Annotated in this window: 20 protein-coding genes; 12 read left to right on the top strand and 8 right to left on the bottom strand. The window is 68.7% G+C overall.

The window, feature by feature from the left end:
* Window positions 1–22 precede the first annotated feature (22 nt).
* Both AC07OC_RS10935 and AC07OC_RS10930 read right to left on the bottom strand, forming a co-directional pair.
* Window positions 23–829: a VOC family protein gene (locus AC07OC_RS10935; protein ID WP_218339371.1), complete on the bottom strand. Its 807-nt coding sequence runs from the start codon at window positions 827–829 to the stop codon at window positions 23–25.
* 34 nt (window positions 830–863) lie between these two features.
* Complete coding sequence (locus tag AC07OC_RS10930; RefSeq protein ID WP_218339372.1) at window positions 864–1463, bottom strand: OsmC family protein; 600 nt, start codon at window positions 1461–1463, stop codon at window positions 864–866.
* 300 nt (window positions 1464–1763) lie between these two features.
* Between AC07OC_RS10930 and AC07OC_RS10925 the strand changes: the two genes are divergently transcribed.
* From AC07OC_RS10925 to AC07OC_RS10890, 8 genes are all read left to right on the top strand, one after another.
* Window positions 1764–3473, top strand: a complete 1710-nt coding sequence (locus tag AC07OC_RS10925) for a TIGR04028 family ABC transporter substrate-binding protein (protein ID WP_255590963.1) — start codon at window positions 1764–1766, stop codon at window positions 3471–3473.
* A gap of 156 nt (window positions 3474–3629) precedes the next feature.
* Complete coding sequence (locus AC07OC_RS10920) at window positions 3630–4568, top strand: ABC transporter permease (protein WP_218339374.1); 939 nt, start codon at window positions 3630–3632, stop codon at window positions 4566–4568.
* Window positions 4569–4579: 11 nt separating this feature from the next.
* Window positions 4580–5560: an ABC transporter permease gene (locus tag AC07OC_RS10915; RefSeq protein ID WP_218339375.1), complete on the top strand. Its 981-nt coding sequence runs from the start codon at window positions 4580–4582 to the stop codon at window positions 5558–5560.
* Window positions 5557–7266 (top strand): dipeptide ABC transporter ATP-binding protein, encoded by a 1710-nt coding sequence (locus AC07OC_RS10910; RefSeq protein ID WP_218339376.1) that lies wholly within the window; start codon window positions 5557–5559, stop codon window positions 7264–7266. The genes AC07OC_RS10915 and AC07OC_RS10910 overlap by 4 nt, the downstream gene beginning before the upstream one ends.
* Window positions 7208–8341, top strand: a complete 1134-nt coding sequence (locus tag AC07OC_RS10905; protein ID WP_255590964.1) for a putative FMN-dependent luciferase-like monooxygenase — start codon at window positions 7208–7210, stop codon at window positions 8339–8341. Before AC07OC_RS10910 ends, AC07OC_RS10905 begins: the two co-directional genes overlap by 59 nt.
* Window positions 8338–9036, top strand: coding sequence for a CMD domain protein (locus tag AC07OC_RS10900; protein ID WP_218339377.1), 699 nt, complete (start codon window positions 8338–8340; stop codon window positions 9034–9036). The genes AC07OC_RS10905 and AC07OC_RS10900 overlap by 4 nt, the downstream gene beginning before the upstream one ends.
* The gene (locus AC07OC_RS10895) at window positions 9033–9644 is read left to right on the top strand and encodes an alkylhydroperoxidase domain protein (protein ID WP_218339378.1); all 612 of its coding nucleotides are present in this window, start codon (window positions 9033–9035) and stop codon (window positions 9642–9644) included. The genes AC07OC_RS10900 and AC07OC_RS10895 overlap by 4 nt, the downstream gene beginning before the upstream one ends.
* Before the next feature lie 300 nt (window positions 9645–9944).
* Entirely contained in the window at window positions 9945–10718 is a 774-nt protein-coding gene (locus AC07OC_RS10890) for a right-handed parallel beta-helix repeat-containing protein (RefSeq protein ID WP_218339379.1), read from the top strand.
* A gap of 203 nt (window positions 10719–10921) precedes the next feature.
* On the opposite strand, the gene AC07OC_RS10885 is transcribed toward AC07OC_RS10890, so the two are convergent.
* Window positions 10922–11662, bottom strand: a complete 741-nt coding sequence (locus AC07OC_RS10885; RefSeq protein WP_218339380.1) for an SOS response-associated peptidase — start codon at window positions 11660–11662, stop codon at window positions 10922–10924.
* A 196-nt stretch (window positions 11663–11858) separates the two neighbouring features.
* Between AC07OC_RS10885 and AC07OC_RS10880 the strand changes: the two genes are divergently transcribed.
* Window positions 11859–13160 carry an acyl-CoA dehydrogenase family protein gene (locus AC07OC_RS10880; protein WP_218339381.1) on the top strand — a complete coding sequence of 434 codons (1302 nt, stop codon included), beginning with the start codon at window positions 11859–11861 and terminating at the stop codon, window positions 13158–13160.
* Window positions 13161–13243: 83 nt separating this feature from the next.
* Here AC07OC_RS10880 and AC07OC_RS10875 read toward each other — a convergent pair whose 3' ends face one another.
* From AC07OC_RS10875 to AC07OC_RS10865, 3 genes are all read right to left on the bottom strand, one after another.
* Window positions 13244–14398: a diguanylate cyclase gene (locus tag AC07OC_RS10875; protein WP_255590965.1), complete on the bottom strand. Its 1155-nt coding sequence runs from the start codon at window positions 14396–14398 to the stop codon at window positions 13244–13246.
* A gap of 131 nt (window positions 14399–14529) precedes the next feature.
* Window positions 14530–15291, bottom strand: coding sequence for a 16S rRNA (uracil(1498)-N(3))-methyltransferase (locus AC07OC_RS10870; RefSeq protein WP_218339382.1), 762 nt, complete (start codon window positions 15289–15291; stop codon window positions 14530–14532).
* A gap of 92 nt (window positions 15292–15383) precedes the next feature.
* Complete coding sequence (locus AC07OC_RS10865) at window positions 15384–16526, bottom strand: aminoglycoside phosphotransferase family protein (protein WP_370627750.1); 1143 nt, start codon at window positions 16524–16526, stop codon at window positions 15384–15386.
* 106 nt (window positions 16527–16632) lie between these two features.
* Between AC07OC_RS10865 and AC07OC_RS10860 the strand changes: the two genes are divergently transcribed.
* The 3 genes from AC07OC_RS10860 (at window position 16633) to rsmA (ending at window position 21465) form a co-directional block, all read left to right on the top strand.
* Window positions 16633–19068 carry an LPS-assembly protein LptD gene (locus tag AC07OC_RS10860; protein WP_370627751.1) on the top strand — a complete coding sequence of 812 codons (2436 nt, stop codon included), beginning with the start codon at window positions 16633–16635 and terminating at the stop codon, window positions 19066–19068.
* Window positions 19069–19079: 11 nt separating this feature from the next.
* Entirely contained in the window at window positions 19080–20498 is a 1419-nt protein-coding gene (locus AC07OC_RS10855) for a peptidylprolyl isomerase (RefSeq protein ID WP_218339383.1), read from the top strand.
* A gap of 187 nt (window positions 20499–20685) precedes the next feature.
* On the top strand, window positions 20686–21465 hold the full coding sequence (rsmA, locus tag AC07OC_RS10850; protein ID WP_218339384.1) for a 16S rRNA (adenine(1518)-N(6)/adenine(1519)-N(6))-dimethyltransferase RsmA: 780 nt from the start codon (window positions 20686–20688) through the stop codon (window positions 21463–21465).
* 377 nt (window positions 21466–21842) lie between these two features.
* On the opposite strand, the gene AC07OC_RS10845 is transcribed toward rsmA, so the two are convergent.
* On the bottom strand, window positions 21843–22268 hold the full coding sequence (locus AC07OC_RS10845) for a barstar family protein (protein ID WP_010464776.1): 426 nt from the start codon (window positions 22266–22268) through the stop codon (window positions 21843–21845).
* A 140-nt stretch (window positions 22269–22408) separates the two neighbouring features.
* Window positions 22409–22816, bottom strand: a complete 408-nt coding sequence (locus AC07OC_RS10840) for a guanyl-specific ribonuclease (protein ID WP_218297058.1) — start codon at window positions 22814–22816, stop codon at window positions 22409–22411.
* Between the last annotated feature and the right edge of the window lie 84 nt (window positions 22817–22900).

Raw genomic sequence — 22900 nt, 5'->3', positions numbered from 1 at the left:
GCGCAGCCACTCGGGAGGACTCTTACGCCGCCGCGAATTCGATGGCCGCGCCATGGGTGCGGTCTGCCGTGGGAGGCGCCGGCGTGGCACCGTCGGTGGCCAGTACCAGTGCGTATGGGCCCTCGCCCCGCGTGCCCAGCTGTGTGCTGGCCGCATGGCCTGCCGTGCCCGGCAGCGGCCCTGCCTGCGTCAGCACCAGGGTGCTGCGTCCGAGGGTGACCGTGCCCACCCGCGCGCCCGTGCCGGGCTGCAGGAAAGGCGCGCTCACGTTGGCGGCCTGGGCCTCGCCCAGCAGGGCGCGGTAGTGGGCCAGGCTCGCATCCAGGTCCTTCACGGCCAGGGCCAGGCTGGCCACGCCGCGGGCGCCGTTGGGGTGCACGCGGGCGTTGCCTTCGGGCACGCGCAGCGCGCGCGGGGTCTGGTCGCCGCACAAGAAGGGCAGGTCGTGCGACGGGGGGCGCGCCGTCTGCCACCGCAGGCGCTCGCCATCGGGCCGCACGCGGCCGCCGTCGTGCGGGCCGCTGTAGGCCAGGCCCCGGTCCTTGGCGACGGCCACCGTGGTGGCGGTTTCGGGCGGCAGCAGCGCGAAGTCCACGATGCCGTCGCCGTGCGCGTTCAAGAGCTCCCACCAGCGCTCGCCGGGCGATGGCGAGCGCCAGGCGATCAGCTCGAAGTAAGCGCCGTCCGCGAAGACGACCAGCGCGTTGTAGGTGGGCCGGCCGGGGTGGTCGCCGCCTTGCAGCACGTTGAATCCGAGGGCGCGGTAGTCGGCGATGGTCTGGTCCAGATCCTTCACCGCGATCACGATGTGGTCGAGTGTCAATGCCATGGTGGCTGGGCTCCTTGCGTGGTCAATCGGCGGGTCAGGCGGGCACGGCTTCGGCGGCTGCGGAGGGCTGTGCGGCAGGCAGCGGCGCGGCGGCGCTGGAGTTGGTCAGCGCCACACTGGCGCGCACCTGCTGCGGGTTGCGCAGCAGGTTCAGGATGGGGCAGGTGCGTTCCACCGCCTCGAACAGTGCGTCGATGTCGGCCCGGCTCGCGGGCGAGTCGATGTGCACCGTGTAGGCGATGTCGTGCGGCCAGATGGGCGTCTGTTCGTGCCCGGGCTTGCCGCCGCGCGGGTCGATCACGCCGCTCACTTCCACCTCCAGGCTGGTCAGCGGCACCTGGCGCGAGGCGGCCTGGATCAGGAAGATGTGCGTCACGCAGCTGCCCAGCACACCCAGCTGCAGCTCCGGCGAGCTGGGGCCCAGGTTGTAGCCCGCGAAGTCGGGCGGGCTGTCGCTGATCACCTGGTGGTCGCGGATGCGGATGCGGCGCACGCCGCTGCGGCCTTCGGCGCTCACGCGGGCTTTCAGGGCCGCGGGCTGCGCCGTGCCGCGCTCGATGGCCGCGTCGCGCGCGAGCACGGCGGCGCGCTTCTCGGCCAGGTAGTCGTTGAGGGGGGCGGGGGAGTGGGACATGTGGCGGTGTTCTTTCCAACCGCTTGCGGCCTCGGACATCGGGCACGGAACAAGCAGCGTCGTGGGGAGATTGTTGGAAGCCGCACCCGTGAAGCCAACAAAGAAAACCGTGCTCGCATATGCAGGTTCCAGATAAGCGCGGAGGGCGGTTTGCTGCATCGTTTTCCGCATATCGATGCTACTTAATACATGCATGCCCGGGCCTGCGCACCGATAGCATGAATACACATGAACTGGCTCCGCCGCAGTGTGCACACCGTGCCGATGCCTGCGACGAAGGGGGCCGGATGTGTCATTTCAATGCCTGTGCGGCGACGAGGTCAAAACGTGTTTCTTGCAAAGAAAAAATCGGTGGGATGGTGGGCAGTGGGCGTATCGGCCGTGGCCCTGGGCGTGCTGGTGGCGGGCTGCTCCAGACAGGCCAGCGAGCCAGCCGCCTCCACCAGCGTGGTTGCCGACCAGCCCGTGCAGGGCGGCACGCTGGTGTACCTGGAGCAGCAGGCGCACACCAACCTGTACCCGCCGGCGGGGGGCTTCTACCCGAACGGCGGCATCCTCAACCAGATCACCGACAAGCTCACCTACCAGGACCCGAAGACGCTGCAGATCCAGCCCTGGATCGCCGAGTCCTGGACCGTGAACGACACGGCCACCGAGTACACCTTCAAGCTGAAAAAAGGCGTGACCTTCTCGGACGGCACACCGCTCGATGCCGCCGCCGTGGCCAGGAACTACGACACCTACGGCCTGGGTAACAAAGAGCTCAAGCTGCCGGTGTCCGAGGTCATCAACAACTACGACAAGAGCGAGGTCGTGGACCCGCTCACCGTCAAGTTCTACTTCAAGAAGCCCTCGCCGGGCTTTCTGCAGGGCACGTCCGTCATCGGCTCGGGCCTGGTGTCGCTGGCCACGCTGGCGCGGCCTTTCGAAGAGCTGGGCGACGCGACCAAGATCATCGGCTCGGGCCCCTTCGTGGTGACGGCCGAGACGCTGGGCAAGGAGCTCACGCTCACCGCCCGCAAGGACTACGCCTGGGGCCCGGCCCAGCACGCCCACCAGGGCCGGGCGCGGCTCGACGAGATCAAGCTCATCGTCACGCCCGAAGACAGCGTGCGCATCGGCGCGCTGCTGTCGGGCCAGGCGGGCTTCATCCGCCAGGTGCAGGCCTATGACGAAAAGCGCGTGTTGGACCAGAAGTTCGCCATCTACGCTCCCTCCACGCGCGGCGTGAACAACAGCGTGGTCTTTCGCCCCGACAACACGCTGGTGGCCGATGTGAAGGTGCGCCAGGCGCTCCTGCACGCCACCAACACCAAGGAGATCGTGCAGACCCTGTTCTCGGCCAACTACCCGCAGGCCACCTCGGTCATCGCGTCCACGGCCTTGGGCTACGTGAACCTGTCGGCCAAGCTGGGCTACGACGAGGCCAAGGCCAAACAATTGCTCGACGACGCCGGCTGGAAGATCAATGCCAACGGCCTGCGCGAGAAGGACGGCAAGGAGCTGGTGCTGGCCGCGTACGAGTCGCTGCCGCAGCCGCAAAACAAGGAAACCCTGCAGCTCGTGGCGCAGCAGTGGGCCAAGGTGGGCGTCAAGCTCAACGTGCTGGCGGGCGACTCCGGCAGCCGCACGGTGGACAGCCTCGACCCCGAGAAGACCCCCGTGGCACCCGGCATGGTGGGCCGCGCCGACCCCGACGTGATCAAGAGCAACTACTACCCGACCAACCGCAACGTGCTGCTGCAAAAGGGCGGAGTGAGCAGCAAGGTCAAGGCGTTCGAGGACACCCAGCTCAACGGCCTGCTCGACGCCATAGCTGCCGAGACCGACGCGGCCAAGCGCCTGGCGCTCACGGCCGATGTGCAGAACTACCTGATTGACCAGGCGTATGTGATCCCGGTGTTCGAAGAGCCGCAGGCGTTTGCAGGATCGCCGTCGGTGAAGGGCGTGGGCTTCGAGGCCGTCGGCCGACCCAGCTTTTACGGCACGTGGATCGCCGCAAGACATTGACTCCCCCTGAGTCGCTGCGCGCCTTCCCCCTGGGGGGGACGCCACCGGTGGACCGGCGAAGCCGGCTCCACGGTGGCACTGGCTTGGGACGCGCCAGTTTCTAACGCTGTGCGGCTACTGGCTGCTGCTGTTGCTTTTGCTGAAGGAGTGACTTCCATGTTCAAGTACCTTGCCCATCGCACGGGCCAGGCCCTGCTGGTGCTGTGGGCGGCGTTCACCGCGTCGTTCCTGCTGCTGCAGCTGCTGCCGGGCGATGCGATTTTGATCAAGTTCCTGAACCCTGAGTTCGGCCTGGGCCCGCAGGAGATCGCGGACATCCGTGCGGCCTACGGCGCCGACACGTCGGTGTGGCAGCAGTACCAACACACGCTGCTGGGCTTTCTCAGTGGCAACTTCGGGTATTCGGTGCAGGCGGGGGTGCCGGTGAGCCAGGGCTTGGCCACCAACCTGCCGCCCACGCTGCGCCTGGCGGGGCTGGGTTTTGCGGCGGCGCTGCTGCTGGCGGTGGTGCTGGCCTTTGCCTCGCAGCTCACGCGCTGGGGCTGGCTGCGCTCGGCGCTGCAGTCGCTGCCATCGCTGTTCATCTCGGTGCCGGTGTTCTGGCTGGGGATCATGCTGATCCAGGTGGTGTCGTTCCGCCTGGGGTGGATTCCGGTGATCAACCCCGGCAAGTGGCAGGGCTTGGTGCTGCCCACGCTCACGCTCGCCATTCCCATTGCCGCGCCGCTGGCGCAGATCTTGATCCGCAACATCGACGAGGTGCTCACGCAGCCCTTCGTGGCCGTGGCGCGGGCCAAGGGCGCGACGCGCCAGTGGGTGCTGTGGAAGCACGTTGCGCGCAACGCCGTGCTGCCCACGCTGACCATCGCGGGCGTGCTGTTCGGCGAACTGCTGGCGGGCGCCGTGGTGACCGAGGCGGTGTTCGGCCTCAACGGTCTGGGCAGCCTCACGCAGCAGGCGGTGGGAAATCAGGACACCGCCGTGCTGCAGGCGGTGGTGGTGGTCTCGGCCACGGCCTTCGTGTTCATCAACCTGGTGGTGGACCTGCTCTACCCCGTGTTCGATCCCCGTCTGCGTTCGCGCCTGGGCACCTGAGGAGATCCCGCATGACCACCACGTCTTCGACCGCCGACCTGGGCGCTTTCACGGGTGCCGCACACCCGGCCCCGCACCGCTTCGAGCGCGCCGTGGCGGCGCCCGCCGCCGTCGTGGTGCCCACGGCGCCCATCCTGGCCGCCCCGCCATCGCGCGCGCAGGGCGGCACCTGGGGCCGCCGCATCCTGCAGCGCGCGCGCAGCGCACCCCTCAGCCTGTGGCTGGCCTGGGGCGTGATCGCGCTGGTGGCGCTCTGGGCGGTCGCGCCCGGTGTCTTCACCAGCTACAGCGCCACCGTGGGCGTGGCCGGCCAGCAGCTGCAGACGCCGTCGGCCGCGCACTGGCTGGGCACCGATGCGCTGGGCCGCGACGGCTATGCGCGGCTGGTGTTCGGTGCGGTGCATTCGCTGTCAGGCGCGTTCCTGGCGGTGGCGGTGGGGCTGGTGCTGGGCACGCTGCTGGGCGTGCTGGCCGGCTCCATCGGCGGCTGGGTGGAGGACGTGATCATGCGCACCGTCGACGTACTGCTGTCGGTGCCCTCGCTGCTGCTATCGCTGTCGATCATCATCATCCTGGGTTTTGGCACGCTGAATGCGGCGGTGGCCGTGGGCGTGGCGTCGGTGGCCAGCTTTGCGCGGCTTACCCGGTCCGAGGTGGTGCGCGTGCGCCGCTCCGACTACGTGGAGGCGGCCTTTGGCAGCGGCGGGCGCTTTGGTGCCGTGCTGTGGCGCCATGTGCTGCCCAACTCGTTGACCTCGGTGATCGCCATGGCGGCGCTGCAGTTCGGCTCGGCCATTCTGTCGATCTCGACGCTGGGCTTCCTGGGCTACGGCGCGCCGCCGCCCACGCCTGAATGGGGCCTGCTCATCGCCGAGGGGCGCAACTACATCTCGACGGCCTGGTGGCTCACCACCGTGCCGGGGCTGGTGGTGGTGGCCGTGGTGCTGGCGGCCAACCGCATCAGCGCGGCGCTGACAAAGGGGCGCGCATGACCACCATCGACCAGGCCGTGGCGCCGCCGCCGGTGCTGGAGGTGGAGAACCTCTCCATCGCCTACCGCGACAAGGACCATGAACAGCGTGTGGTGCACGGCGTGTCGTTCGCCATCGCGCCCGGCGAGGTCGTGGCGCTGGTGGGCGAGTCCGGCTCGGGCAAGACCACCACCGCGCAAGCTCTCATCGGCTTGCTGGCCGACAACGGCCGGGTGGAGCAAGGCGCGATCCGGCTCAACGGCACCGACATCGCCGGCTGGTCACCCGACCGCTTCGACACGGTGCGCGGCCGCGTGGTGAGCCTCATCCCGCAAGACCCGACCAGCTCGCTCAACCCCGTGCGCACGGTGGGCGAGCAGGTGGGCGAAATCCTGAAAATCCACCGCTTTGGCGACCGCCAGGCCATCGCGCAACGCGTGGTCGAGCTGCTGGCCAAGGTGGGCCTGTCGCAGCCCGAGCTGCGTGCGCGGCAGTACCCGCACGAGCTGTCGGGCGGCATGAAGCAGCGCGTGCTGATCGCCATTGCCATTGCGCTGCAGCCCGCGCTCATCATTGCCGACGAGCCCACCAGCGCGCTCGACGTGACGGTGCAGCGGCGCATCCTCGACCTCATCGACGAGCTGCGCAGCGAGTTCGGCACCGCCGTGCTGCTGGTCACGCACGACCTGGGCGTGGCGGCCGACCGCGCCAACCGGCTGGTGGTGCTGCAGGGCGGGCGCATCCAGGAGCAGGGCGACACGGCCAGCGTGCTGCGCAACCCGCACAGCGCCTACACGCGCAAGCTGCTGGCCGACGCGCCGTCGCTTGCGCAGGGGGCGTTTCGCCCGGCCCGTGCCGCCGCCGCCAACGACACGCCCGAGCGGCCCGAGGACTTCGCCATCGTGGTGGAGGGCCTGGTGCACGACTTCGACGTGGCCGGGCGCAAGCAGCCTTTCCGCGCGGTGGACGGCGTGTCGTTCCGCGTGCGGCGCGGCACCACGCACGCCATCGTGGGCGAGTCGGGCTCGGGCAAGACCACCACCATCCGCGACGTGGTGGGCTTTCGCCAGCCCACGGCGGGCCGCATCGTCATCGAGGGCACGGACCTCACCACCCTGCGCGGCGAGGCGCTGCGGCAGTTCCGCCGCACGGTGCAGCTGGTCTACCAGAACCCGTTCAGCTCGCTGGACCCGCGCCAGACTATCTTCCAGATCATCGAGGAGCCCCTGCTCAACTTCGACCTGCTGCCCGCCGCCGAGCGCGCGCGCCGCGTGCACGACATCCTGGCGCGCGTGGGCCTGCCGCCGGCCGTGCTGGAGCGCCGCCCGCGCGCCCTGTCGGGCGGCCAGCGCCAGCGCGTGGCCATTGCGCGCGCCCTGGTGCTGCAGCCCCGCGTGCTGGTGCTCGACGAGGCGGTGTCGGCCCTGGACGTGACGGTGCAGGCGCAGATCCTGGCGCTGCTGGAGACGCTGCAGCGCGACCTGGGCCTGACCTACCTCTTCATCTCGCACGACCTGGCCGTGGTGCGCCAGATCGCGGACACCGTCTCGGTGCTGCAGGGCGGCCGGCAGGTGGATGCGGGCCGCGTGGAAGACGTGTTCCTGCGCCCCGGCAGCGACTACACGCGTGAACTCATCGAAGCCATTCCCGGAAAGAAAAACCAGCACCATGACCCTCTCCCTGACCTCCCCAACGAAACGCCTCGGGTTCTTCAGCAGGCTGCTTGACGATGCCCCGGCCGGCGAACGCTACCGGCTGGTGACCGAGCAGATCGCCCATGCCGAGGCCTTCGGCTTCGACTCCGCCTGGGTGGCGCAGCACCACTTTCACGAACACGAAGGCGGCCTGCCCTCGCCTTTCGTCTTCCTGGCCCAAGTGGCGGCGCGCACGCGGCGCATCCGCCTGGGCACCGGCATCGTGACCCTGCCCATGGAAAACGCGGTGCGCGTGGCCGAGGACGCCATCGTGCTCGACCTGCTCTCGGGCGGGCGGCTGGAGCTGGGCGTGGGCACGGGCGGCACGCCCGAATCGTTCGCGGCCTTCGGCATCACCAGCGATGACCGCAGCGCGGTCTATGCACGCCACCTGGCCCTGGTGCGCGAGGCCTGGGCTGGCAGGCCCCTGCCCGGTGGCGACCGGCTGTACCCGGCCGCCGAGCAGCTGCTGGGTCGCATCTGGCAGGCCACGTTCTCGGTGGCGGGCGGCGAACGCGCGGGGCAGGCGGGCGACGGGCTGATGCTGTCGCGCACCCAGCCGCGCACGGCCGAGGCACCAGGCGCCGCGCTGCACGACCTGCAGCACCCCATCATCGACGCCTACCTTGCCGCACTGCCCGGCGGCGCCACGCCGCGCATCGTCGGCTCGCGCAGCCTGTTCGTGGCCGACGACCGCAAGGAGGCACTGCGCCTGGCCGATGCGGGCCTGCGCCGCGCCGCCGCCCGCTTTGTCGCAGCCGCGCTGCAGCCTGGCCAGGCATCGCGCCCGGGGCCCGATGCACCGCTGGAGACATTGATTGCCGCGTACGACGTGCACGTGGGCACGCCCGACGACGTGATCGCCTCCCTGCAGTCCGACACGGCGCTGGCACGCGCCACCGACATCGTGTTCCAGGTGCATTCGGTGGACCCGCCGCATGCGCACATCCTGCGCTCCATCGAACTCACAGCCACGCGCGTAGCACCAGCGCTGGGCTGGGTGCGCAAGCACACCGGTGCTGCCAACACCACTCCCACCACTGCAGCCGCAACCACCACGGCACCCACACCAACAGCTTCCTCCACCCGCACCGAGGCCATCGCATGAGCACCCCTGCCCCCATTCCCTCCCCCGGAGCAACGCCGCACGCTGCAGCACTGCCCGACGTGATCGACCTGCTCACCGGCATCGAACCCGGCGACCACTTGGACACCATCCGCCGCCACCGGCTCGAGGCGCGCACCTATGCGCAGGAGAGCTACCGCGCGTTGTTCGCACCCACCGCTCCGGCGCCGGGCACCGTCACGTTGGCCGAGCGCCTGGCGGTTGCGGCGTTCGTCGCAGGCCTGCACCAGCAGCCGGACGCCGCGGCGTTCTATGCCGCCGCTCTGGTGGCGCAGGACGCGGGTGCGGGGCTGGCCTCCGCCATCGCCGCCGAGGTCAGCCGTGGCGCGGCGCAGGGCCCGTACGGCCACTACCCCGCCGGCCCGCTGAGCCGCGAAAACACCGACGGCCCCGCTTACGCCGTGGGCGAGTCGCAGCGCACCGTGCTGGGCGCGCGGCTGTCGGCGGGCCTGGCGCATGCGCACCTGCTCACCTTCCACCCGCGCGATGCCAGCCCGGCGGCGCTGCAGGCGCTGCTGGATGCCGGCTGGCCGGCCACCGACATCGTGATCCTGTCGCAGCTGGTGGCGTTCCTGTCGTTCCAGATCCGCGTGGTGGTGGGCCTGCGCCTGCTCGCAGCGCATCCGGCACCTGCCGCGTCGTCGTCCACCCCCCACACCGCAGAGGTCCAGCCATGAGCGATACCGCCGTCATCACCCACCCCGGCAACCATGAGCCCACGGCCTTCACGCAGGCGCAGCTCGAATGGCTGCCCTGGCTGCCCCCGCTGGCCGAGGACGAGTTGACCGAGCGCCACTACGCCGGCCTGGTGGACGCCGCACGCGCCAAGTCGCCGTACTTTCGCCTGCTGGCGCGCGACCCCGACACGCTGGGCGCGCGCACCCGCACCGACAAGGACATCTTCTACAACCCGGATGCCGGCTTGCCCCGGGCGGAGCGCGAGCTGTCGGCCACGGCCACCTCGCGCGCCAACGGCTGCATCTACTGTGCGTCGGTGCATGCGCGTTTTGCCGCGCACTTCTCGCACCGCCAGGCCGATGTGCAGCGGCTGCTGGACGAGGGTGTTGGGGCCGATCTCGACCCGCGCTGGAACGCCATCGTCGCGGCCTCGGTGGCCCTCACCGCCACGCCGACGGCGCTGGACGGCACCCACATCGAGGGCCTGCGCGCTGCAGGGCTTGATGACTTCGCGATCTCCGACGCGCTGCACGGCGCGGCGTTCTTCAACTGGGCGAACCGGCTGATGCTGTCGCTGGGGGAGCCTCAGCTTCCGTTGGGCGGATAGGGATTCATCGCGCGAACGTTTGTGCTGGGAGACTCGGTTGAGGGCCCGGCAGCTGAGGTGCCGGTTCGCTCCAGAAAGCACTTGGCCATCTTGTCGACTCTTTTCCTGTACCGACGCTGCATGAATTGCATGCTCAGCATGCGTCTGCGAGGCTGTTGGTATTTCGTTGTATGAAGTGATACAAATCAATACACTTGTTTGTGTGCGGGTTTGCCAACCTCCCGCGCGGGAACGTGGTGCCAGTAGTCAACACGATCTACCAGCGGTTGGCTCATGGTCAGACTAACGAAAGAGATCAACATGAAAAAGTCTTTCTCAAAATGGGGCGTATTGTTCTGGGCCACGCTCATGCTGGGACTCAGTTCCTCGGTGTACGCGCAAGCGACACGAACCTGGGTATCAGGAGTCGGAGATGACGTAAACCCCTGCAGCCGGACAGCCCCCTGCAAGACATTTGCTGGGGCGATCAGCAAAACAGCAGCTGGCGGCGAGATCAATGCATTGGATGATGGAGGTTTCGGGGGCGTCACCATTACAAAATCCATTACCATTAATGGAAAGGGACATATTGCAGGGATTTTGACGGCGGGTTCTGGGGTGAATGGTGTTGTGATTAATGCGGCGCCGACCGACGTCGTGGTATTGCGTGGGCTTACATTTACTGGCGTGTCTGGGGCGGCGAGTGCTGTAAGGTACCTTGCGGCCAGGTATGTTGTCGTGGAAGACAGTACCATCGAAGGCTATGCCTACGGCATCAATATGGCCGTCAGCGTTGTCAATGGGCGCATGGATATTCGCAACGTCCAAATGACGAATGCGACGACCGCTACCAGCACCTACGGCATCCACATTGGTGCAGCCAATTCCATATCAACCATCAGCAATGTATCCGTCCGAGGTTACACATACGGCATCACCACCCGTGGCGGCACGACTTACCTTCGAGGATCCACGATTGTGGCCAACGACACAGGTTATAATAACCTAGGTGGCAGCCTTTTGTCTTTTGGTGACAATATGGTAAATGGCAACATATTTGACGGCGGGCCCTCCGGAAGCATTCCGCATTTCTGAAAGGGGATTAATATAATATTTTCAGAATATTAATTATATTCAATATTCCCCTGTTTGAATTCTCTTCTCCGATACATCGAGTTCCATTCGGCCAGCACGAAAGTGCATAACGAGGTCAGCAGCCCTTCGTTGTGCAGCTTTGCTCACAGGTAAGTGAGTCAGCGGAGCCGGCGGCCTTGCAATGGCCGCGGGCAAGATGGCCGTCAGTCCAGCCAGTCCCTGGACACCTTGTCGGCTTTCTTCTCCACCGGGTTGGCCGTGAGCGCGGTGGCCGCGTACTGGCGCATGAATTCCTTGGCCTTGTCGGGGCGGGCCGTGAGCCAGGCGTCGTAGGCGCCTTCGTTCAGGATGGCGGGCATGCTCTTTTCGCTGCCCGGTTGCTGGTAGCGGTGCAGCAGCGCGTGGTTGTTGGCGTTCACGGTGAGCAGGCAGTAGCTCACGATCACCTCGCCATCGGCTCCCTGCCAGCGGGCCCACAGCCCGGCCACGCCCATGGGCTTGCCGTCCACGCGGGAGATGCGCGTGGGCACGGCCTTGCCGGAGCGGAAGTCGTCTTCATAGAACGCCATCATCGGCACGATGCAGCGCTGGCCGTTCAGCCAGGCATCGCGGAATGCCGTGCCGGTGGAGGCCAGGTCGGACTTGGCGTTGACCAGCTTGGGGGCGCGCAGCTTCGCGTCGGACGCCGACTTGACCCAGTGCGGCACCAGCCCCCACTGCGCGGGCACCAGCACGCGGGCGGCGGCTGCCTTGTCGTCCACAGCCGGTGCTGGGGCCTGTTCGCCCCGCGGGGTGGCCATGGCCGCCGCGGCGGCTGCATGCACGATGAAGCCGCCCGGCTTGCGCGGCCACAGGTGGCGCTCGTCGGGTGCCGGCGGAGGTTCCACCGCGAATGCCTCGCGGTAGACGTCGGCGGGGTGCAGGGTTTCGTAGTGCGTGCTCATCGTGCGATGGTACCGGCCTGCCGCGCGACCCATGGAAAAAATGCCCGCTGTCGCCGGATTGGCAAGCGCTGGCAGCTATGAAATGAGGAGCGTTTCAGAGCAGGCAGCGGGCCGGGGCCGCGGTGTGCGTGACCTGCGTCAAGCCCGGTGTCGCCTGCGTTGTGACGCGTGCCCGTGCGGTTTTCACAATGGCCGCATGGACTTCGCACCTTCGCCCCTGGCCCGTGAACTGCATGACCGCCTCGTGGCGTTCATGGACCGCTATCTGCTGCCCTACAACGCCGCCTGGCATGCGGCCGCGCTGGCGGGCGACTACCCGCCGCCCTTCGTGGAAGACCTCAAGGCCCTGGCCCGCGAGGAGGGGTTGTGGAACCTGTTCCTGCCCACGCTGGGGCCCGACGAGCCCGGCACCCGCCTGTCCAACCTCGACTACGCGCCGCTGGCCGAGGCGATGGGCCGCCTGCCCTGGGCCGCCGAGGTGTTCAACTGCCAGGCGCCGGACACCGGCAACATCGAGCTGCTGCACCGCTTTGCCACGCCCGCGCAGCGTGCATGCTGGCTGCAGCCGCTGCTGCGTGGCCAGATGCGCTCGGCCTTCGCCATGAGCGAGCCGGATGTGGCCTCGTCCGACCCCACCAACCTGCAGACCACGGTACGGCGCGAAGGGGATGTGCTGGTGCTCAGCGGCCGCAAGTGGTTCATCACGGGGGCGGCGCATCCTCGGTGCCGGCTGTTCATCGTGCTGTGCCGCAATGCCGGCGCAGACGGTGGCGGCGGCGAGGCCCCGAGCCACGCGCGCCACAGCATGGTGCTGGTGCCCGCCGCCACGCCGGGCCTGCGGGTGGTGCGCAACATCAGCGTGCTGCACCACCACGCCCCCGAGGGGCATTGCGAGGTCCTGCTGCAGGATGTCCGGGTGCCGGCCGACCACCTCCTGGGCGACTGGGGGGCGGGGTTTGCGATGGCACAGGCGCGCCTGGGGCCGGGGCGTGTGCACCATTGCATGCGCACCATCGGGCAGTGCGAGCTGGCGCTGCGCCTGGCCACCGAGCGCGCGCTCGAACGCACGGCCTTCGGCAAGGCGCTGGCCGAGCAGGCCAACGTGCAGGAGTGGATTGCCGAGTCGCGCATCGAGATCGACCAGGCGCGGCTGCTGGTGCTGCATGCGGCCTGGTTGCTGGACCAGGGCGATGCCGCCGATGTCCGCCAGGTGCGTGCCCAGGTCGCGGCCATCAAGGTGGTGGCCGCGCGCCTGCAGCAGCGCGTGGTGGACCGCGCCATGCAGATCTTTGGCGCCATGGGCCTGTCGCCCGACACGCCGCTGGCCGCGTTCTGGACCTGGGGCCGCGCGCTGCGCCTGATGGACGGGCCCGACGAGGTGCACCTGCGCAGCGTGGCGCGCCACGAGCTGGCCCAGGTGCGCGGCCAGCTGGGCGCGTCGACCGCCTACTTCACCACGCCGGAGCAGATGCGCGCCCCGCCCCGCCTGCGGGCCTGAAAGCGCCCGCCGGGTGGCGGCTTTGCCCGCGTCCTTCGCGGCGCAGGTCGCGGTCGTGGGCACGCGCGGCATGCCGCCCCATGTCAAGCCCGGGCGCCGAGCGAGACCGCGCCCCGTGGGCCGGACGGCGCCACCACGACGCGGTTGCGGCCCAGCGACTTGGCGGTGTAGAGCGCCTGGTCCGCGCGCTCCAGCGTGAGCTCCACCGTGTCGCCCGGCAGGTGCAGCGCCAGGCCGGCCGACACGGACAGGCGCAGCACGCCGGTGGAGTGCGGGATCTCCATCGCGGCCACGGCCAGGCGCACGCGCTCGAGCAGGTCGCGCGCATCGTCCAGATGGGTGTCCGACAGCATCAGCACGAACTCTTCGCCGCCCCAGCGGGCCAGCACGTCGGTGTCGCGCACGCTCGCGCGCACCACGCCGGCAAAGGCCTGCAGCGCGCGGTCGCCGGTGGCATGGCCGTGGCTGTCGTTGACACGCTTGAAGTGATCGATGTCAAGTTCCGCCAGCAGCATGGGGCGGCCGCTGCGCAGGCTGCGCCGATGCTCCAGGTCCATCAGGTCGAGCATCGCGCGGCGGTTGGGCAGGCCCGTGAGCTCGTCGCGCGTGGCCAGCTCGCGGTTGACGGCGAGGGCGTGGGCCAAGGCCTCGCGCTGCTCGCGCAGCCGCGCGCGGATGCGCTGGATGCGCAGGTTCAGCGCGATGCTGCCGCCCAGCACGATGAGCACCATGAGCGCATAGGCGGTGTCCAGGTAGCCGAATGGGCTGGCGCTGAAACGGGTGGTGGCGGCCACGGCGCAGGCAAAGGCCAGCAGCGCATATACGCCGATGCCGATGACCTCGGCCACGGTCAGCCCGAAGGTGCCGAAGAACAGGATCATGGCCAGCACGCTGGGCACCACGCCGCGCGCATCGCCCGCCAGCACGTAGGCCACGGCGCCGCTGGTGATGGTCCAGACCATCTGGGGCACGGTGAGCGAGGGGTCGTTGAGCCGGGCGGTCTCGCCCGAGCGGATGAACGCCGTCATCACCACGAGCCCGCCCACTGAAATGGCGGCCCACCACTGCACGGCGGCGGCGTTCACCGCGCTGCTCGCCATCGACACCAGCAGCATCACCCCCGCGCTGCTGGACATGAGCGCCAGCGCGAGCAGCGCCATGCTCACCAGCGTGCGCCGCCGGGGATCGGTCGACAGAACCACATCCCTGAGGCGGCGCCGGCGGGAAGATGTGCGCAAGATGGAAACTCCTGCCAGTGTGGTGGGATCGCGCGGAACGCGGGGCCAGCGGCGCGCGGGCGGGCGGCTGCCGGTGCTCTGCGGTTCATTCTAGGGCGGGGGCCGCCCTGCGTACAGCCTGGGTGAACCCCTCACGGGCCCGCGAGAAGCGTGAGCGCCGCCAGGGCCGCGAGCGGCGCCGTCTCGGCGCGCAGCACGCGCGGCCCCAGCGTGACCGGGGCGAAGCCGTGGAGCAGCGCCAGATCTTCCTCGGCGCCGGAGAGGCCGCCTTCCGGGCCGGAAAGAAACACCACGGGCCCGGCGGGGGCCGCCGCCGCATGCAGTGGCGCGGTGCCCGCGCGCAGCGACAGCAGCAGGCGCTGCGCCGCCGCTTCGGCCCCGGCGCCACCCGCCTGCCGCGCACGCACCCAGCTGGCCAGGTCCACGGCGCCGTGCACCACGGGCACGCGGTTGCGGCCGCACTGCTCGCAGGCGGCCACGGCCACGGCCTGCCAGTGGGCAATTTTTTTCTCGGCCCGCTCGCCCTTGAGCTTGAGCACGCTGCGCTCGGCCACCAGGGGCGTGATGCTGGCCACGCCCAGTTCGGTGGCTTTCTCGACGAGCCAGTCCATGCGCTCGTTGGCGGTGATGCCCGCCAGCAGGTGCACCGTGCGCGCGGCTTCGCGTTCGGTGGCATGGTGCGCGCCCACCAGCACGCGCACGTCGCTGCGGCCCATGCGCAGCACGGTGGCGTCAAACTCGCCGCCCGGGTCGCCCCCGTCCTGGCCGCCATGGAACAGCGTGATGGAGTCACCCGGCTGCAGGCGCAGCACCTGCACATGGCGCGCGGCGCCCGGGGGCAGGTCCAGCTCGGCGCCGGTGGACAGAAGGGCCGGGCAGTGGAAACGGGGCATTTGCTACCTAATTTATAGCTGTTTGCGCTTGAAGGACAAGCGCTACAGCCTGATTGGACTCGATTTTTCCTGGCATGCGCCCGGTGGCGCCCCTACATCCGGCCGTAGGCAAATCCCGTGACCGGCTCGGTGCCCTCGATCTGGTCGAGCATCTTGAGCAGGGGCCCCAGCTGGCGGTAGCGGTTGGCCGTGGCGCGGATGTAGGCCATGAAACGCGGCGCGTCGGCCAGGTACCTGGGCTTGCCGTCGCGCAGGGTCAGGCGCGCGAAGATGCCCGCGACCTTGAGGTGGCGCTGCAGGCCCATCCATTCCACCGCGCGGTAGAACTCGCCGAAGTCATCGCCCCAGCCGCTGGCGCTGCGGGCGCCCAGCAGCCCGGCCTTGCGCGCCTTTTCCCAGTAACGCACGGTAATGTCGATGACAAACTCCTCTTCCCAGCTGATGAACGCGTCGCGCAGCAGGCTGGCGATGTCATAGGTGATGGGACCGTAGACGGCGTCCTGGAAGTCCAGCACGCCCAGGGGCGCGCCTTCTTCGACGGGGGCCATCAGGTTGCGCGTCATGAAGTCGCGGTGCACGTAGACCTGGGGCGCAGCGAGGTTGTGCGCCACGATGGCATCGAAGGCGCTGCCCAGGGTGGCCTGCTGCTGGTCGTCCAGCGTGACGCCGCGGTGTCGGCCCAGGTACCAGTCGGGGTACAGCGCCAGCTCGCGGCGCAGCAGCGCCTCGTCGTAGGCCGGCAGCACGCCGGGCTGGGAGGCCTTCTGCCAGTCCAGCAGCACATCGGTGGCCTGCTGGTACCAGGCGTAGGCGGCCTGGGGCTGCCCGGGGTCCAGCAGCTCGATCACCGTCCGATGCCCCAGGTCGGACAGCAGCATGAACCCGCCGGGCTCGTCCCAGGCCAGGATCTGCGGCACGTTCAGGCCCGCGGACGCCATCAGGCCCTGCACCTGCACGAAGGGGCGGCAGTTCTCCTGGTGGGGCGGGGCATCCATCACGATGCGGCTGCTGCCCGTGGCGCTGTCGATGCGCAGGTAGCGGCGGAAGCTCGCATCGGCCGACGCCGGGCGCAGCGTGGCGGGCAGCAGCTGGTGCGGGCCCACCAGGGGGGCGAGCCAGGCTTCGAAGGCTGTCTGGCGGGCCGCGTCGGGCCAGGCCACGGTACAAGTTGCGGGGGTTGCCACGGCCATGCCCGGGGGCGGGCAGGCGGGAGAAGGGGAGGATGGGTGGCTCATGGATAATCCGATTTTACAAACCCGCTCCCCGCCTCCGTGGTGAGCGGGTCCTTCTTTCATCCGCCCCTGCCCATCGCCCCACGTGCCACGCCGCAAGCCCCCTACCGTGCAGACCCCTTCCCCCCGGACCCGGCCCGCCACGGCGAAGGCCGTGCGGCTGCGCGCGCCCGTGCCCCGGGCCCTGGCCTATGGCGTGGCGCTGGCCTGGTGCGGGCTGCCGCTCTCCGCGCTGGCGCAGGCGGCGGAGGCCCCCCCGCCCAGCGCCTGGGATGCACCGCCCGCGCTGCGCACCTCGCCGCTGCTGCAGGAAAAGATTCCGGACGCCGTGCGCCCCCAGCTGCCGGTGTTCGTGAAGGGTGACCACATCAGCGGCCAGACCGACCTGAACGCCGTCATCGAAGGCAATGCCGAATTGCGCCGGGGCGACACCGTGATCCGCGCCGACCGCCTGGACTACAACGTGCCCGAAGACCTGGCCAAGGCCAGCGGGCAGGTGCGCATCAACCGCGCGGGCAATGTGTACGAAGGCACGGCGCTGGAGCTGCGGGTGGATGCGTTCGAGGGCTTCTTCAGCGACGCGCGGTACAAGTTTCTGGCCACCCAGGCGCACGGCGATGCCACGCGCGTGGATTTCATCGACCGCGACCGGGCCGTGGTGCACAACGCCACATACACCACGTGCGAGCGCGGCAATGAAGAAAGCTGGCGGCCCGACTGGGTGCTGCGCGCCGCCACCATCCGCATCGACAACGAGGAAGAGGTGGGTACGGCGGAAGACGCGGTGCTGGAGTTCAAGGGCGTGTCGCTGCTGCCGATTCCGTACATCACCTTCCCGCTGTCGGACAAGCGCAAGTCCGGCCTGCTGCCCCCGACCATCGGCCTGGACAGCCGCGACGGGGTGGCCTACATGCAGCCGTACTACTGGAACATCGCGCCCAACCGCGATGCCACGCTGCGCGCCGCCCTCATGACCAAGCGCGGCGCCAACCTGGGGGGCGAGTTCCGCTACCTGGAGCCGAGCTATTCCGGCCAGGTCAGCGCCGACGTCATGCCCACCGACCGCCTGCGCGACCGCATGCGGTGGAGCTTTTCGGGACAGCACCAAGGTGCTTTCAACACCGGCATTGGCGGGGTGGGGCTCAACCTCAACCTCAATCGCGTCAGCGATGACAACTACTGGCGCGACTTCGGCCGCGCCTCCGAGCTTCTGCGCCAGCGCCTGCTGCCCGGCGATGCCACGCTGTCCTGGGCGCGCAATGACATGTCCGCGAGCGTGCGCACCCTCAAGTGGCAGACGCTGCAGGACGTGACTTCTCCCATCGTGCCGCCTTACGACCGCATGCCCCAGCTGCAATGGCGCTATGCCCCCTCGCAGCTCGGTGGCGGGGTGGATGCCAGCGTGGAGCTGGACACCACGCGCTTCCAGGCGGCCCGCGAGCTGACGGGCCAGCCCAATGCCCACCGCAGCTATGCGATGGCGCAGATCAGCCGGCCGTTCCTGTCGCCCGGGGGCTTCGTCACGCCGCGCCTGCAGCTGCACGCCACGCAGTACCAGTTCGATACCCCGCTGTCCAATGGCGAGCGTTCGGCCAGCCGCGCGCTGCCCACCTTCAGCCTGGACAGCGGCCTGGTCTTCGAGCGCGACGCCGCATACTTCGGCCGCGCCTTCCTGCAGACGCTGGAACCGCGTGCTTTCTACACGTACACGCCGTACCGTGACCAGAGCCGCCTGCCCGTGTACGACACGGCGGCCAACGACTTCAATTTCGCCACCATCTACACCGAGAACGCCTTCGGGGGCAACGACCGGCTGGCCGACAACAACCTGCTCACCCTGGGCCTCAGCACACGGCTGCTGGACCCGAACACGGGCGCCGAGGCCGCGCGCTTCGGCGTTGCGCAACGCGTTCGTTTCTCCGACCAGCAGGTGACGCTGCCGGGCGGCGCGCCCGTGAGCGAGCGCCTGTCGGACCTGCTGCTGGGCGCGGGCATCACCTGGACGCCGCAGTGGGGCTTTGACTCCACCGTGCAGTACAACCCCAAGACCGGCCGTTCCATCCGCTCGACCATCGGTGCGCGCTACAGCCCGGGCAACTACCGCACCGTGAGCGCCGCCTACCGCCTGCAGCGCGGCACCAGCGAGCAGATCGACATTGGCTGGCAATGGCCGCTGGACGCGCTGTGGGGCAGCAGCGAGACCCACAACAACAAGCCATCCGGCGCCGCCGGCCGTGGCCAGGGCGGCGGGCGCTGGTACAGCGTCGGGCGACTGAACTACAGCCTGCAGGACCGCAAACTCGTGGACACCGTGGTGGGCTTTGAGTACGACAGCTGCTGCTGGATCGGCCGCGTGGTCCTCGAGCGCCTGCAAAGCAGTGTCACCACGTCCAACACCCGCCTGCTGTTCCAGATCGAATTCGTGGGCTTCTCCCGCCTGAGCCTGGGCTCCAGCCCCCTGGATACCTTCAAGCAAAATGTGCCGCGCTACCAGAACCTGCGCGAGCAGGTGACAACGCCCAGCCGTTTCAGCAACTATGACTAACGCTTAACGCCATGAATCACCGTGTCATCGCACTGGCCATTGCCACCCTGGCTTCCCTGATGTCCCAGGGCACCCTGGCCCAGGGCCTGCGCCCTTCCGGCGCGCCTGCAGGCAAGGGGCTGACGGCGCGCCCGGCGGCCGCACCTTCGATCACGCTGCCCGCGGAGACGGCGGCGGGCAGCGGCGGCAGTTCGGCGCCCCGTCAGGCGGATTTCATCGTGGCCGTGGTCAATTCCGAACCCGTGACCAACAACGAGGTGCGCTCGCGGCTCGCGCGCGCCGAGGCACAGCTGGCGCAGCAGGGGGGCGCCATGCCGCCGCGGGACCTGCTCGCCCGTGAAGTGCTCGAACGGATCATCCTGGAGCGCGTGCAGCTGCAGCAGGCGAAGGAGTCCGGCGTCAAGGTGGATGACTTCGCCGTGTCGCAGGCCGAGCAGGGCGTGGCCCGGCAGAACAACATGACGGTGGACGACCTCTACCGCCGCCTCGCGCGGGACGGCATGGGCAAGGAGCGCTTCCGTGAAGAGCTGCGCAACCAGCTGCTGCAGCAGCGCCTGCGCGAACGTGAAGTGGAGGCGCGCGTGAAGGTGTCCGACCTGGACATCGACCAGTACCTGCGCGAGCAGCAACGGGGCGCCGACGTGGCCTCGATGGAGATCAACCTGGGGCACGTGCTCGTCCTCGTCCCCGAGAATGCCAGCCCCGTGCAGGTGGCCGAGCGCCAGGCACGCGCCCAGCGCGCGGCCGACAAGGTGCGCGCGGGTGAGGACTTCGCGGCCGTCGCGCGCGAGTTCTCCGACGCGCCCGAAGGGCAGCGCGCCGCAGGCCTGCTGGGCCTGCGGCCGGCGGACCGGTATCCCGAACTGTTCGTGAACTCCACGCTGGGCCTGCCGGTGGGCAGCATCGTCGGGCCCGTGCGGTCGCCGGCGGGCTTTCACGTGCTCAAGGTGGTGGAGCGCGTCACGGCGGGGGTGCCCACCACGGTGGTGCAGAACCATGCCCGCCACATCCTGCTGCGCACCGGGCCGCAGCTGACGGAGTCCGCCGCCGCGGCGCGCCTGGCGGACTACCGGCGCCGCGTGCTGGCGGGCCAGGCCGACTTCGCGGCGCTGGCGCGCGAGCATTCCCAGGACGGCAGCTCCAAGGAGGGCGGCGACCTGGGCTGGGCCAATCCGGGCCGCTACGTGCCCGAATTCGAGCAGGCCTTGAACAGCCTCAAGCCCGGCGATGTCAGCGAGCCGCTGGTGTCGCGCTTCGGTGTGCACCTGATCCAGCTGCTCGAGCGCCGCGAGGCCAAGCTCACGCAGCGCGAGCAGCGCGACATGGCGCGCGATACCGTGCGCGAGAAGAAGCTGGACGAGGCCTACGCCACCTGGGCGCAGGAACTGCGCGGGCGCGCGTATGTGGAATACCGCGACCCGCCGCAATGAAGATGGAGTACGTCCCCCCGAGGCGCTACGCACCTTTCTCCTCCTTCTTCCGTATCGCTGCGCGATGCGGGAAGGGAGGGGCCCCCGCCAGCGCCCCCCGGCGAAGCGCCGCCTGCGCGGCTTGGCCGCCCTTGCACAGCTCGCATGCCGTCTCCCGGCATATCGACAGCACCAGCGGGCCAATGGCATGAAGCACATCCCCCGCAAGCGCTTCGGGCAGCATTTCCTGTCCGACAAGGGCATCATCGAAGACATCGTGCAGGCCATTGCGCCCCAGCCGGGCCAGCCCATGGTCGAGATCGGACCGGGCCTTGCGGCGCTCACGCAGCCCCTGGTGGAGCGTCTGGGGCGCCTCACGGTCATCGAGCTGGACCGCGACCTGGCCTTGCGCCTGCGGCTGCATGGCCAGCTGGAGGTGATCGAGTCCGACGTGCTCAAGGTGGATTTCACCGCGCTGGCGCTCGCGATGCGCGAAAAAGCCGCGCAGCCCGACCTGCGGCTGCGCGTGGTGGGCAACCTGCCCTACAACATCTCCACGCCCATCCTGTTCCATCTGCTGGACCATGTGCAGGTCATCGAAGACCAGCACTTCATGCTGCAAAAGGAAGTGATCGACCGCATGGTGGCCCAGCCTGCCACCAGCGACTACGGGCGCCTGTCGGTGATGCTGCAATGGCGCTACGCGATGGAAAACGTGCTGTTCGTTCCCCCGGAGAGCTTCGACCCGCCCCCGCGCGTGGACAGCGCCGTGGTGCGCATGGTGCCGCACGCAGAGCCCGCGCCCTTGTCGATGCCCCTTCTGGAAGAGCTGGTGCAGGTCGCCTTCAGCCAGCGCCGCAAGCTGCTGCGCCACACGCTGGGCCGCTGGCTCGAAGCGCGCCAGTTCGCCGGCACCTTCGACACCCAGCGCCGCGCCGAGGAGGTTCCGGTGAGCGAGTTTGTGGCCTTGGCACAGCAGTGCTCTTGAATCAATAGCTGCTGGCGCTTGATGGACAAGCGCTAGGGTTTGATTTGACTAAAACGCCAGCCACTGGCGCGGCCCGAGCGGAGGATGCCAGGCAAGGGGCGCCCCATAGTGAGGGCATCCCCCCTTTCCGGCGACGCCGGGAGAAGGGGGAAGCGGCGCGCAGCCGCTCAGGGGGATGAGCCGCCAGACTCAGGCAGCCGAAAGCCAGTAGCCGGCGTTGAAAGGGCTGCTCATGCGCAGCGCCATCGGGGACACGTCGACGAGCTTGTCGGTCGGCATTTTCTCGGCGGGCTCCGCGGCGATCTCAATGCCCTCGACACCCTGGGTGCCGGTAGCCTCGTTCGCCCGTTCTGCTTGGCTGGTGGATGCAGAACGGGCTACAGAAAAGAATAGAAACAGCGGAAGGGGATTTTTCGGTCGCCCCAATAGTCGGCGGCGTCGCGGAAGATATCGAGCAGCTGTTCACGCGCTTCCTTGTCGAACTTGCCGGTGGCGGGGATCTGCTCCAGCACCACGATGAAACCAGGCTGCGGGCCCGATTTGTGCAAGGGATCCGTCATGCAGTCGTACAGCGCATCAAAATTCTTGCCGAAGTGCGACGGGAAGGTGAATTGCCCGGCAATCAGGTCCAGCACATCCTGCTTGGACTGCGCGTGGGCCAGGTTGGCGTACAAGAAATGGTGACCCATGGAGGTGGCGGCATCCTGCAGGTCCTGCACGCGGAAGGCGCGAATGGACTGCACGATGTTGGTGCGCACGCCACGCAGTGGCGTTTCCAGGTCTTTACGAAGTGGCGTCTGCATCTCCGCTACTCTTTCTTTATAAAGTCCACAAACTTCTGGCTTCTCGCAAGGCTGCGGAATGCGGCCTGCGCGTGGGGGATTCAAGGTGGCGCGGTGTGCGCTGCCAGGGTTCTTCTGGTCTGCGTGCACCGCATCGGGGGTCATTCGACGATCTCGCGAAAACTGGCGTAGTGGTCGCCGGTGTAGTAGCAGGCGTCCGGAACCCGGGGCTTGCCGCCGCACACGATGCGCCGGGCTCCCCGGTCGCGCGATCCTGGCGTTCTGACGGTGTACTCACGGTAATAGCCCCGCTTGTGGGCGGGCAACAGCCGCTCGCGATTACCAAAAACCGATCCGTCCTTGTCATACGGAAAGGGGCCCCCCTCACGGATCAGCGCATACGTCGCACGCCCTTGGGGCGGCAACTCGGCCAGTGCGATGGGGGTGAGGGAACCGTCGGTGGACGGGGATTTCCGGGCATGCCCCGCCACCGGGGACAACACGAACGCAACACCCAAAACACACAAAAACCCTGCTTTGCGCGCCCGGGTGGCTACAGCCTTCAGCATCAACGAACCTTTCAGAAACTACGGGTTAACCCGAAATTTCGAGCCGCTAGTGTCGCTCAACGGCCCCCAAAAAGCAAGCGTCTG

It is taken from the genome of Acidovorax sp. GW821-FHT10E04 (assembly GCF_059415185.1).
Note: the sequence above shows the minus strand (reverse complement) of the source record. Positions and strands in the feature narration are given on the sequence as shown.

Coding starts and splice junctions, on each gene's coding strand:
- AC07OC_RS10935 (WP_218339371.1), bottom strand. CDS start 829: ATGGCATTGACACTCGACCACATCGTGATCGCGGTGAAGGATCTGGAC.
- AC07OC_RS10930 (WP_218339372.1), bottom strand. CDS start 1,463: ATGTCCCACTCCCCCGCCCCCCTCAACGACTACCTGGCCGAGAAGCGC.
- AC07OC_RS10925 (WP_255590963.1), top strand. CDS start 1,764: ATGCCTGTGCGGCGACGAGGTCAAAACGTGTTTCTTGCAAAGAAAAAA.
- AC07OC_RS10920 (WP_218339374.1), top strand. CDS start 3,630: ATGTTCAAGTACCTTGCCCATCGCACGGGCCAGGCCCTGCTGGTGCTG.
- AC07OC_RS10915 (WP_218339375.1), top strand. CDS start 4,580: ATGACCACCACGTCTTCGACCGCCGACCTGGGCGCTTTCACGGGTGCC.
- AC07OC_RS10910 (WP_218339376.1), top strand. CDS start 5,557: ATGACCACCATCGACCAGGCCGTGGCGCCGCCGCCGGTGCTGGAGGTG.
- AC07OC_RS10905 (WP_255590964.1), top strand. CDS start 7,208: ATGACCCTCTCCCTGACCTCCCCAACGAAACGCCTCGGGTTCTTCAGC.
- AC07OC_RS10900 (WP_218339377.1), top strand. CDS start 8,338: ATGAGCACCCCTGCCCCCATTCCCTCCCCCGGAGCAACGCCGCACGCT.
- AC07OC_RS10895 (WP_218339378.1), top strand. CDS start 9,033: ATGAGCGATACCGCCGTCATCACCCACCCCGGCAACCATGAGCCCACG.
- AC07OC_RS10890 (WP_218339379.1), top strand. CDS start 9,945: ATGAAAAAGTCTTTCTCAAAATGGGGCGTATTGTTCTGGGCCACGCTC.
- AC07OC_RS10885 (WP_218339380.1), bottom strand. CDS start 11,662: ATGAGCACGCACTACGAAACCCTGCACCCCGCCGACGTCTACCGCGAG.
- AC07OC_RS10880 (WP_218339381.1), top strand. CDS start 11,859: ATGGACTTCGCACCTTCGCCCCTGGCCCGTGAACTGCATGACCGCCTC.
- AC07OC_RS10870 (WP_218339382.1), bottom strand. CDS start 15,291: ATGCCCCGTTTCCACTGCCCGGCCCTTCTGTCCACCGGCGCCGAGCTG.
- AC07OC_RS10865 (WP_370627750.1), bottom strand. CDS start 16,526: ATGAGCCACCCATCCTCCCCTTCTCCCGCCTGCCCGCCCCCGGGCATG.
- AC07OC_RS10855 (WP_218339383.1), top strand. CDS start 19,080: ATGAATCACCGTGTCATCGCACTGGCCATTGCCACCCTGGCTTCCCTG.
- rsmA (WP_218339384.1), top strand. CDS start 20,686: ATGAAGCACATCCCCCGCAAGCGCTTCGGGCAGCATTTCCTGTCCGAC.
- AC07OC_RS10845 (WP_010464776.1), bottom strand. CDS start 22,268: ATGCAGACGCCACTTCGTAAAGACCTGGAAACGCCACTGCGTGGCGTG.
- AC07OC_RS10840 (WP_218297058.1), bottom strand. CDS start 22,816: ATGCTGAAGGCTGTAGCCACCCGGGCGCGCAAAGCAGGGTTTTTGTGT.